We start from the raw sequence: 11,495 nt of genomic DNA, 5'->3' as shown, positions 1-11,495 counted from the left end.
GGAAAGATCGCCGTGGACAAGCTCACCGAAGCCAACGCAAGCAGGCTGACGACCAATATCGACTTTGCAACTCCGGGCAAGCAGCACGGTTACCTGAGCGTGCCCGATTCGAACGATCTGTCCGCCTACGGGCGCATCCAGATTCCTGTCGTTTGCATCCGCGGCAGACCGGGGCCGACGGTCCTCATGTTGGGCGGCAATCACGGCGACGAATACGAAGGGCAGGTGACGCTGTCGCGCCTCGCGCTCGAACTCAATGCCGGCGATGTCAACGGGCGGCTGATCATACTGCCCGCCGCGAATCTGCCCGCGGCCGCAGCGGGAACGCGCACGTCGCCCATCGATGGCGGCAATCTCAATCGGAGCTTCCCCGGCGATCGAAACGGCGGACCCACGGCGATGATCGCGCACTATGTCGAATCGGTTCTCCTGCCGATGGCCGATGTTGCAATCGACCTGCATTCGGGCGGGCGTTCGCTCGAGTATCTGCCGTGCTCCATCATTCGCGACTTCGGTAGCCCGTCGCATGTGGCGAAGACCTTCGCGCTGGCGCAGGCATTTGCGGCGCCCCATTGCATCATCAGCTACGGCGGCAGCCAGGGCGCGGAGCGCACCTTTCATTCGGCGGCGGATCGGGCCGGTACGGTGGTGCTGACGGCCGAACTCGGCGGCGCAGCGCGGATAACGCCTGACATCCTGGCGTTCGCGGAGGCGGGTGTGCGGCGCGTATTGCATCGGACCGGGATCATCAGCGTGACTCCGCAAGCCGCCGCGCAACCGATGCGCCTTTTCAAAAGTGCCGGTGGCAGGTCGTTCGTCCTCTCGCCCGAGCGCGGCGTGTTCGAACCGAAGGTTCGTCTGGGCGAACAAGTCGAGGAAGGGGAGCTGGCCGGTTATATGCACGATGTCGAGACGCCGTTGCGTGCAGCGACGCCCGTCTTCTTCTCCACGACGGGAACCGTGATCTGCGTACGCTCGATGAGCAAGACGCAACGGGGAGACTGCCTGTATGAGGTGATCGAGCCTGTCGATATGCCCGCGCTCGAAGACGGCGAGCTTTGTTGGGCGGAGTGAGGATAAATACGGCGCAGCGCGTTCACATCCAGTGGCCCTCGTCCGGCACGAACATGTAGCCTATGCCGCGAAGCGTTTGAATGCGACGCGGGACGGCGGGATTCTCCTCCAGCAGGCGGCGCAGCCGCCAGACCGGCACGTCCATGCCGCGTTCCGTCACCGTTGCGCGAGGCCCGTGCAGCAACTCCACAAGCCGGGCACGCGAAAGCGCCTGCATCGGATACTGCGTGAATATGACGAGCAACGCGTATTCGCTGCCGCATATCTTGAGCGGCGTCTGGTCACGCAGCAAGGTGCGGGTTGAGAAATCCAGCGTAAACGGACCGAAATGAAAGGGGTCGACGCGGCGCGCAGTGGCGCGCGGGCCGTGCATCAGCGCGATGATGCGGGCGTGAAGCTGCTGCGCGCTGAAAGGTTTGCTCAGGTAATCGTCGGCGCCGAGGCCGAGTTCAAGCGCGCGATCGATATCTCGCGGGTGAGCCGTCAACACAATGAGGGGCACGTGGGCGCCCAGTCCGCGCAGCGCCCGCAGAGCGGCAAGCGTGTCGATCACTGGCATCGTCAGATCGAGCACGACAAGTTCAGGGTGCTCGCTCTCGATGCGCTTCTCCACGCCATTGCCCTGCGTCGCCACGGTCAACTCGATGCCGTGCCGCTGAAGAAATGCACGCATCGACGCGGCCGATTGCGCGTCATCGTTGACCAGCATTACATGAAGCGGCGTTTGGGTATTCCGCATGAGTGAATCGCGGGACGGTCGGCATACGGTCAATGGCTCACAGGCTACCGCCAAAGCATGTCGCCGCGCGATGCATCGTCCTGATTCTTCTTTACCGCGCGTTACACCGGTGAGGCATACGAATCATACGTTTTGCTGACACGAAAATGGCGGATCAACGCCTGCCTGCTGTCCACACCGTTCATTTTCGCGGATTCATTCGACGCTATGCAACGAACGGCGGTTTTGCTTACCGAAGCATGCGGTCCTTTCAAGCGTGCAATGAAAACGTCAATACCCTTTGTTTCATGATTCGATTGACGATTGTTACGAAGTCTCCCGGCACGTAACCCGTAACGACCCACGCTCGGCTATCGTCTGCATTGCGATTCGACCAAGACGGGAACGACCCGGATGAACAAGCAATCAAACGGTGCTTACGAATCGTCATCTCTGCTCTTTTCGCCATGACCGAGGAGATCAACATGCTCAGAGGCGTTTCATCTTCAATCGCGTGCCTGAGTCGAAACGCGCCTTTGCACGTCAGCACACACCTCGCAAGGGTTCGGGCATGAGCGCCACCGGCGGGACGAACGACACGCCGCCCGCGCGCCGCAAACGGCACGGCTTGCGCTATGTGCTGTTGCTCATCGTAGTCATCGTGGCGGTGCTCGTGACACTGCACGTGATCAGGCGCAAGCCGGCGTTGCGCGGCGCTCAGGCACAGGTCGTGACGGTGGCCACGGTCGTGCAGGGCGACATGCCCGAAACGCTCAACGCGCTCGGCACGGTGACGCCCGTCGCCACGGTGACCGTGTTGCCGCAACTGTCCGGCTATCTCACCGAGGTGGGGTACAAGGAAGGGCAGGACGTCGTTAAAGGGCAGTTCCTCGCGCAGATCGATCCGCGCCAGTACGAGATCGACAAGCAACAGGCCGAAGCGCAACTCGCCAAGGATCGCGCGGCGCTGGCACAGGCCCGTGCCGATCTCGCCCGCTACACGCAGCTCAACGCGCAGAAGTCGATTGCCGAGCAAACCTTCGCCGATCAGCAGTTCACCGTGCAACAGGACGCCGCCGCCGTGCAGGCCGATCTCGCCAACATCAGGCAGTTCGACCTGGACCTGGTGTATTGCCGCATCGTCGCGCCGGTGTCGGGGCGTATGGGATTGCGGCTCGTCGATCCGGGCAACTACGTGACGGCATCGAGCAGTCCGGGCATCGCCGTCATCACGACCATTGCGCCGACCACCGTGGAGTTCGCCGTGCCGCAGGATTCGCTCGGCGGCATCCTGCAGCGCTTCGGGCAGGGGGCGAAGCTGCCGGTAAATGCCTACAGCAGCGACAACACCCGGCTGCTCGGAACCGGCACGCTGTACGCGATCAGCAATCAGATCGTCACCAGCACCGGCACCGTGACCTTGCGGGCGGATTTTCCGAACGCGGACAAGGTGCTGTTCCCGAACGAATTCGTGAACGTGAAATTGCTGATCGACACGCTTCACGGCGCGTTGCTCGTACCGACTGCCGCCGTGCAGAGCGGCGCGCCGGGCAACTTCGTGTATCGCGTGAACGCGAACGGCACCGTCTCGGTGAACAAGATCGGGATCGGTACGAGCGACGGCGTGCATACCGTCGTCACGTCCGGGCTCGCGGCGGGGGCGACGGTGGTGACCGACGGCATGGACCGTCTGAGCGATGGCGCGAAGATCCGCGTATCGGGAGCAGGGGGCGCGGCGAGTGCGTCCGCGCCGGGATCCGCCTCGCAGCCGCACGCGTCATGAACCTGTCCCGTCCCTTCATTCTGCGGCCCGTCGCGACCTCCTTGCTGATGATCGCGATGGTGCTGGTCGGGTTCGTCGCGATGCATTTCCTGCCGATCTCGTCGCTGCCCGATGTCGATTACCCGACCATCCAGGTGCAGACCTTCTATCCCGGTGCGAGCCCCGACGTGATGGCCACCACCGTGACCGCGCCGCTCGAAGTGCAGCTCGGCGAGATTCCCGGCGTGCAGCAGATGATTTCGTATAGCTCGGAAGGCGCGTCGGTCATCACGTTGCAGTTCGACCTTGCGCTGAGCCTCGACGTCGCTGAGCAAAACGTGCAGCAGGCCATCAACGCGGCCAGCAGCTATCTGCCGACCGGCCTGCCCGCGCCGCCGACCTATGCGAAAGTGAATCCGGCAGACCAGCCGATCATGACGCTTGCCATCACCTCGAAGTCGATGTCGCTCACCCAGTTGCAGGACGTGGCGAACAACCGCCTCGGCACCAAGATCTCGGAAGTGCCGGGCGTCGGCCTCGTCACGGCGGCAGGCGGCAACGTGCCCGCCGTGCGCGTGGAGGCCGATCCCCAGAAGCTCGCCGCCTATGACCTCAACATCGACGATCTGCGCACGTTGCTCGCGAACGTCAACGTGAGTCAGCCGAAGGGCAATTTCGACGGCCCCGAACTCGACTACACGGTCAATTCCAACGATCAGATCACCGATCCGCAGGATTACATGGACACGGTGATCGCCTATCAGAACGGCTCGCCCGTCTATCTGCGCGATGTGGCGCGCGCGAGCGCGGGTGCGCAGGACATCGAGCGCGGCGCATGGAGCGGCCGCACGCCCGCCATCGTACTGAACGTGCAGCGTCAGCCGGGTGCGAACGTCATCGCGACCGTCGACCAGATTCGCAAGCAGCTTCCCATTCTCGAATCCACCTTGCCTGCGGGCATGCAGGTGAAGGTGATCGCGGACAGCACGGGCGTGATCCGCGCGTCGGTGCACGACGCTGCGTGGGAGCTCGTGCTCGCGGTCGTGCTGGTGGTGGCGGTGATCTTCGTGTTCCTGCGCAACCTGCCCGCGACCATCGTGCCGAGCATCTCGGTGCCGGTGTCGCTGGTCGGCACGCTCGCGATCATGTATGAGCTGCACTATTCGATCGACAATCTCTCGTTGATGGCGCTCATCATCGCGACGGGTTTCGTGGTGGACGATTCGATCGTGATGATCGAGAACGTCGTGCGCTACCTCGAAGAAGGCATGAAACCGCTCGACGCGGCGCTCGCGGGCGCGGGGCAGATCGGCTTCACGATTCTCTCGCTGACGCTTTCGCTGATCGCCGTGCTCATTCCGCTGCTGTTCATGGGCGGCGTGATAGGCAGGCTGTTCAGCGAGTTCGCGGTGACGCTCGCCGTGACCATCGTGATCTCGGCGTTGGTGTCGCTGACGGTCGTGCCGATGATGTGCGCGCGCATCCTGCGTGCGCAGACCGAGCGCAAACCGAGCCGCTTCGAACGCGTGAGCGAGCACCTGTTCGAACGCACGCAACGCGCATACGAGCGCGGTCTCGTGTGGGTGCTCGAACACCAGATGCTGACCATGCTGATCTTTGCCATCACGCTGGTGCTCACCGCCGTGCTGTACATCGCGATACCGAAGGGCCTGTTCCCGACCCAGGACGTCGGCGTGATCGAAGGCATCAGCGTGGCGGACAAATCGGTGTCGTACGCGGCCATGTCGGCGCGTCAGCAGGCGCTTGCGGATGCCGTGCTGAAGGACCCGGATGTCGTATCGCTGACGTCGTATATCGGTATCGACGGCACGAATGCGACGCTCAACAACGGACGCTTCCTCATCAATCTGCGCGCGCACGATGCACGCAGCGCAAGCGCGGAGGAGATCGCCCGGCGGCTCACGGAAGAAACCGCGAACGTGCCGGGCATCAGGCTCTATGTACAGCCCGAGCAGGACCTGACGCTCGACACGTCCATCTCGCCCAACGCGTACAAGCTTACGTTGCGCGGTCCGAGCCAGCAGGTGTTGCAGCAATACGTTCCCGCGCTCGTCACGAAGATGAAGGCGCTGCACGGCCTGACCGATGTCACCAGCGACCTGGACAACTCCGGCGCCGGCATCCAGGTGGAGGTGAACCGGCAACTCGCGGCGCGTTACGGCATCACGCCCGCGACCATCGACAACGCGCTCTACGACGCGCTCGGCCAGCGCATCGTGTCGACCATCTTCGAGCAGTCGGACCAGCACCGCGTCATTCTGGTGGCGAAACCCGAATCGATTTCCACCGTTCAATCCCTCGGCGATCTCTATTTGCCCACGCAAACGGGCGCGACCGGACAGGTGCCGCTGCGCCAGATCGCGACGCTCAAGGTCACGAGGACGCCGCTCGTCATCAGCCGGCTGGCGCAGTTTCCGGTCGCGACCGTGTCGTTCAATCTCGCGCCGGGCGCGTCGCTGTCCACGGCGGTGCGGCAGATTCGCGAGGCACAGGCATCGCTCGCGTTGCCGGCGTCGATCAGCGTCGCGTTCCAGGGCGCGGCGCAGGCCTTCGAGGATTCGCTGTCGAGTGAAATCTATCTGCTCGCGGCGGCGTTGATCGCGGTATATATCGTGCTCGGCGTGCTCTATGAAAGCTTCGTGCATCCGGTGACGATTCTCTCGACCTTGCCTTCGGCAGGCATCGGCGCATTGCTCGCGCTGATGATCGCGGGCAGCGATCTGGATGTCATCGGCATTATCGGCATCGTGCTGCTGATCGGCATCGTGAAGAAAAACGCCATCATGATGGTGGACTTCGCGCTGGAAGCCGAACGCGAACACGGCAAGCCGCCGCGCGAGGCGATTTTCGAGGCATCGCTGCTGCGCCTGCGCCCCATTCTGATGACGACCTTTGCCGCGATGCTCGGCGCCCTGCCGATGCTGGTTGGCACCGGCACGGGCTCCGAGTTGCGCCGTCCGCTCGGACTCGCGATCATCGGCGGTCTGACGGTGAGTCAGGTGTTGACGCTGTTCACGACGCCCGTCATCTATTTGTTGTTCGACCGTATCGCGCAGCGTGTGCGAGCCGCGCGCGCATCGGGCGCATCGGGCGCGGCGAGCGGGGGCGCGCCGTGAACCCGTCGGCGCTCTTCATCCGGCGACCCGTCGCAACGACGCTGCTCGCCATCGCCATTGCGTTATCCGGCTTGCTGGCGGTGTTTCGTCTGCCGGTCGGCCCGCTGCCGAACACCGCCTTCCCGGTGATCGTCGTGCAGGCGATGATGGCGGGCGCGAATCCCGAGACGATGGCCTCGACCGTTGCCGAACCACTGGAAAGAAGGCTAGGCACCATTGCCGAAGTGAACGAACTGACCTCGATCAACTCCGTCGGCAGTTCGCTGATCGTGATCCAGTTCGGGCTCTCGCGCGACATCAACGGCGCGGCGCGCGACGTCGAAGCGGCGATCCAGGCCGCGCGCGCCGACTTGCCGACCACGCTGCGCAGCAATCCGACCTATCGCCAGTACAACCCGGCGGAGGCGCCGCTCGCGGTGCTGGCGCTCACGTCCGACACGCTCACCACCGCGCAGCTCTACGATTCAGCGGATTCCGTCATCCAGCAGCAGTTGTCGCAAATCAGCGGCGTCGGCCAGATTACCGTCGGCGGCGGCGCGCTGCCCGCGGTGCGCGTCGAATTGCAGCCGGGCAAGCTCAACAGCTACGGCATCGGACTGGAAGACGTGCGCGCGTCGTTGTCCGCCGCCAATGCCGACAGCGCGAAAGGGCATATCGATACGAACGGCCAGCGCTACGAAGTGCTGTCCAACGATCAGATCTCGAAGGCGGCGCCGTATCGCGATCTCGTCATCGCCTATCGCAAGGACGCGCCGGTCATGCTGCGCGATGTCGCCGACGTGGTCGATTCGAACGAAAGCATCCGCAACGCGGGTCTGTACAACGGCAAGGCAGCCGTGCTCGTCATCGTGTTTCCGCGTCCGGGGGGCAATGTCGTGCGCACCGTGGGGCAGATTCGCGCGGTGCTGCCGTCCATCGAAGCGACCTTGCCGGGCGATGTGAAGGTGCATGTCGCCGTGGATCACTCGCAATCAGTGCGCGCATCGGTGGGCGACACGGGGCGCACGCTGTTCATCGCGGTGCTGCTGGTGGTGGGCGTGGTGTTCGTGTTCCTGCGCTCGCCGCGGTCGGCGCTCATTCCGGCCGTGGCGCTGCCGCTGTCGATCGTCGGCACGTTCGGTCCGATGTACCTGCTCGGCTACAGCATCGACAATCTCTCGCTGATGGCGCTCACGATCGGCACCGGCTTCGTCGTCGATGATGCCGTGGTCGTGCTCGAAAACGTGATGCGCCATATCGAGGCCGGCATGCCGCCGCACGAAGCCGCATTGCAGGGCAGCCGCGAAGTGGCGTTCACCGTGGTGTCGATGAGCCTGTCGCTGATCGCCGTGTTCCTGCCGATCCTGCTGATGCCCGGCATCGTCGGACTGCTGTTCCACGAGTTCGCGGTGACGCTGTCGATCGCCATCGTCATCTCGCTGGTGGTGTCGCTCACGATCACGCCCGCGATGTGTGCGTACGTGCTCAGGCGGTCGCCCGGGCACGAACAGAGGCCGCGCTGGATCGACACGCTGTTCGAGCGCGCCTTGCAGGCCTATTCGCGCTCGCTCACGGCGGTGCTCGAGCACGCGCTGCTGGTGGTGCTGATCCTGATCGGCCTGATCGTCGCCAACGTCGCGCTGTTCCGTTACGTGCCGTCCACCTTCTTTCCCGAGCAGGACAACGGCACGCTGATGGGGCAGATCATCGCGGACCAGAGCATCTCCTTTCCGGCGATGAAGCAAAAACTTGCGCAATTGCAGGCGATCGTGCAGAAGGACCCGGCGGTGCTCTCCGTCGCGGGCTTCACGGGCGGCCGGGCGCTGAATACGGCGATGGTGTTCATCGCGCTCAAACCGCTGAACCAGCGGCATGCGTCCGCGCAGCAAGTGGTCAACCGCTTGCGGCCGAAGCTGGAGGCAGTGCCGGGTGCGCGGCTGTTTTTGCAGGCGCAGCAGGACTTGCGCATCGGCGGACGGCAGTCGGCGGCGGAGTACCAGTACACGCTCACCGCCGACGACGCCGATCAGCTCTTCAAATGGACGCCGAAGCTCGTCACGGCGCTCGGCAAGTATCGCGCGCAACTGGTGGACGTGAACTCGGACCTGCAACAGAACGGCCTGCAAACGATGGTGCAGGTGCAGCGCGCGACCGCCAAGCGCTACGGCTTCGATCCGAATCAGGTGGATAACGTGCTGTACGACGCGCTCGGCCAGCGCACGGTGTCCACCATCTACAACGCGCTGAACCAGTATGCGGTCGTGATGGAAGTGGCGCCGCCGTACTGGCAGTATCCGCAGGAGCTGGACCGCCTGTATTTGTCGACGGCAGCGGGCAACGCGAACGGCACCGCGCAGACGCAGATGATGAAAAGCACGGTGAGCGGCGTAACGGCCGCGTCCGCCGTCGCGGTAACGGGGAGCGCATCGTCGTCCGGCAATACGAACAACGCCGATGCCGAGGCCAACGCCACCACCAACAGCATTTCCAATTCGAAGGGCGGCACGTCGAGCGGCAGTGCGGACAGCACGGCCGCTGAAACCATGGTGCCGCTCACCGCGCTCGCCAGTTTCTCGACGAGCCATACCGCCACGCAGGTCAACCATCAGGGCGGGCAGGTGGCCGCGACCCTGTCGTTCAACTTGCCGCCGAAGGGCTCGCTGTCGTCGGCGGGGCAGGCGATCGTGCAGGCGAGCGCGGAAATCGGCATGCCCGCGTCCATTCACGGCGGGTTCGCGGGCGCGGCACAGGCGTATTCGCAATCGATGGGCGCGGTGCCGCTGCTCATCGCCGCAGCGCTCGGCGTGGTGTATCTCGTGCTCGGCGTGCTCTACGAGAACACGGTGCATCCCGTCACGATCCTCTCGACGCTGCCTTCGGCTGGAATCGGCGCGACGCTCGCGTTGCTGATCTTCGGCACGCCGTTCTCCGTCATCGCGATGATCGGCATGATTCTGTTGATCGGCATCGTGAAGAAGAACGGCATCATGATGGTGGATGTCGCGATTCAACTTCAGCGTCACGAAGGCCATGACGCCGCACGCGCCATTCACGATGCAGCGGTCGTGCGGCTGCGCCCGATCCTGATGACCACGCTCGCCGCCGTGCTTGGCGCGGTGCCGCTCGCGATCGGCATCGGGCAGGGCGCGTCGCTGCGTCAGCCGCTCGGCGTGACGGTCATCGGCGGGCTGATCCTGAGCCAGGTCTTCACGCTCTACACGACGCCGGTGATCTATCTCTATCTGGACCGGCTGCGTGCGCGGCTCGCGGGATGGTCCGCGCGGCTGCCGTGGAACCGGCGCCGCGAGTCCGAGGCTGCATCATGAACCCCCTTCGCAATGTCTGGACGCTTCTGTTCGCCGCGCTCATGACCGGCTGCACGGTCGGCCCCGACTATCATCGTCCACCCGTGCCGGTGCCCGCGACGTGGAAGGAACTCGACGGCTGGACCGCCGCGCATCCCGATGCCGCGGCGCTGTCCAAAGGCGACTGGTGGACCGCCTTCCATGATCCGCTGCTGGACGAGCTGGAACCGCAGGTGGCCGTGTCGAATCAGACCGTGCGGCAGAGTCTCGCGAACTATCAGGAAGCACTCGCGGACGTGCGGCTCGCGCGGGCGTCGCTGTTTCCGACGCTCGGCGTGACAGGGTCCGGCACGCGCGAGCGGGCGGGCACGAGTGCGAGCACTGCGGCATTCGGCAATCGCAGAACGGTGAACAACGCGGCGTCGCTCGAAGGCGATATCAGTTGGGCGCCGGACTTGTGGGGCGAGGTGCGCCGTTCGATCGAACAAAGCGCGGCCACGGCGCAGGCAAGCCAGGCGACGCTTGCCAACGCGACGCTCGCGGAACAGGTGGCGCTCGCGCAGGCAGTGATCGATTTGCGTGTCGCGGATGCCAATATCGACCTGTTTCAGCGGACTGTGCAGGCGTACACGGAATCGCTGCGGGTCACGCAGAACCAGTCGGATGCGGGCACCATCGCGCCGTCGGATCTCATCACGGCACGTACGCAACTGGAAACGGCGCAGTCGAGCCTGATCGCGCTGGGCGTTTCGCGCGCGAAGTACGAGCATGCGATCGCCGTGCTCGTCGGTCGCAATCCGGAAGCGCTCGACGTCGCGCACGGCGCGGCGTTGCCCGCGTTGCCCGAGATTCCCGCCGGCGTGCCGTCGACGCTGCTCGAGCGCCGTCCGGATATCGCCGTGGCCGAGCGCCAGATGGCCGCGCAGAACGCCGCCATCGGCGTGGCGGTGGCGGCGTACTATCCGACCATTTCGCTATCGGGGCTGGCGGGGTTGTCGAGTTCGCCGCTCGCGGGCCTGTTCAACATCGCCAGCTATGTGTGGTCGCTGGGCGGCAGCGCGAGCGAGACGATCTTCGACGGCGGCGCGCGCGGTGCGCGGGTGGACGCGGCGAGAGCGGCCTACGATTCGGCCGTGGCGAACTATCGCGGCACGGTGCTGGGCGCGTTCCAGAACGTCGAGGACGATCTGTCCGGCTTGCGGATCCTCGCGCAGCAGCAGAGCGCGATCGATCTCGCGGTGCAGGACGCGCGTCATGGCGCCCAAGTCGCGTTGAACGAGTATCAGGCGGGCACGGTGGACTATACGACCGTCGCCACGGCGCAGGCGACGCAATTGACCAGCGAGGAAACAGCCCTCGGCGTGACGGAAACACGGCTCATTGATACGGCGGCGCTGTTCGGAGATCTGGGGGGTGGATGGTCGATAAGCGAGCTGTGCGATGCGCGCAGGGTGTCGTGTGGCGGGGCGACAGATAAGGGGCAGTGAGTTGCGGAGGATAGGAAATGGGAAACCCGGCAT

Annotated in this window: 6 protein-coding genes; 5 read left to right on the top strand and 1 reads right to left on the bottom strand. The window is 64.6% G+C overall.

What is annotated here, in order from left to right; genetic code table 11:
• Window positions 1-12: 12 nt before the first annotated feature.
• Window positions 13-1,074 carry a succinylglutamate desuccinylase/aspartoacylase family protein gene (locus QCE64_RS19660; protein WP_310005648.1) on the top strand — a complete coding sequence of 354 codons (1,062 nt, stop codon included), beginning with the start codon at window positions 13-15 and terminating at the stop codon, window positions 1,072-1,074.
• Window positions 1,075-1,096: 22 nt separating this feature from the next.
• Here the strand turns inward: QCE64_RS19660 and QCE64_RS19655 are convergent, their stop codons facing one another.
• Window positions 1,097-1,783, bottom strand: coding sequence for a response regulator (locus QCE64_RS19655; RefSeq protein WP_310005645.1), 687 nt, complete (start codon window positions 1,781-1,783; stop codon window positions 1,097-1,099).
• 580 nt (window positions 1,784-2,363) lie between these two features.
• On the opposite strand from QCE64_RS19655, the gene QCE64_RS19650 reads away from it, so the two are divergent.
• Genes QCE64_RS19650 through QCE64_RS19635 form a run of 4 tightly spaced genes read left to right on the top strand, consistent with a single transcriptional unit; the run spans window position 2,364 to window position 11,462 of the window.
• A complete protein-coding gene (locus tag QCE64_RS19650; RefSeq protein ID WP_310005643.1) occupies window positions 2,364-3,575 on the top strand; it encodes an efflux RND transporter periplasmic adaptor subunit in 1,212 nt (403 codons plus the stop codon).
• Window positions 3,572-6,691, top strand: coding sequence for an efflux RND transporter permease subunit (locus QCE64_RS19645; RefSeq protein WP_310005641.1), 3,120 nt, complete (start codon window positions 3,572-3,574; stop codon window positions 6,689-6,691). The genes QCE64_RS19650 and QCE64_RS19645 overlap by 4 nt, the downstream gene beginning before the upstream one ends.
• Window positions 6,688-9,996, top strand: coding sequence for an efflux RND transporter permease subunit (locus QCE64_RS19640; protein WP_310005639.1), 3,309 nt, complete (start codon window positions 6,688-6,690; stop codon window positions 9,994-9,996). The genes QCE64_RS19645 and QCE64_RS19640 overlap by 4 nt, the downstream gene beginning before the upstream one ends.
• Window positions 9,993-11,462, top strand: coding sequence for an efflux transporter outer membrane subunit (locus QCE64_RS19635; protein WP_309927758.1), 1,470 nt, complete (start codon window positions 9,993-9,995; stop codon window positions 11,460-11,462). Before QCE64_RS19640 ends, QCE64_RS19635 begins: the two co-directional genes overlap by 4 nt.
• Window positions 11,463-11,495 lie beyond the last annotated feature (33 nt).

This window comes from Caballeronia sp. LZ043, assembly GCF_031451075.1.
Lineage (GTDB): Bacteria > Pseudomonadota > Gammaproteobacteria > Burkholderiales > Burkholderiaceae > Caballeronia.
Note: the sequence above shows the minus strand (reverse complement) of the source record. Positions and strands in the feature narration are given on the sequence as shown.

What these genes read in the sequence shown, in the direction of transcription:
- QCE64_RS19655 (WP_310005645.1), bottom strand. Translation starts at nt 1,783, where the DNA reads ATGCTGGTCAACGATGACGCGCAATCGGCCGCGTCGATGCGTGCATTT.
- QCE64_RS19645 (WP_310005641.1), top strand. Translation starts at nt 3,572, where the DNA reads ATGAACCTGTCCCGTCCCTTCATTCTGCGGCCCGTCGCGACCTCCTTG.
- QCE64_RS19650 (WP_310005643.1), top strand. Translation starts at nt 2,364, where the DNA reads ATGAGCGCCACCGGCGGGACGAACGACACGCCGCCCGCGCGCCGCAAA.
- QCE64_RS19635 (WP_309927758.1), top strand. Translation starts at nt 9,993, where the DNA reads ATGAACCCCCTTCGCAATGTCTGGACGCTTCTGTTCGCCGCGCTCATG.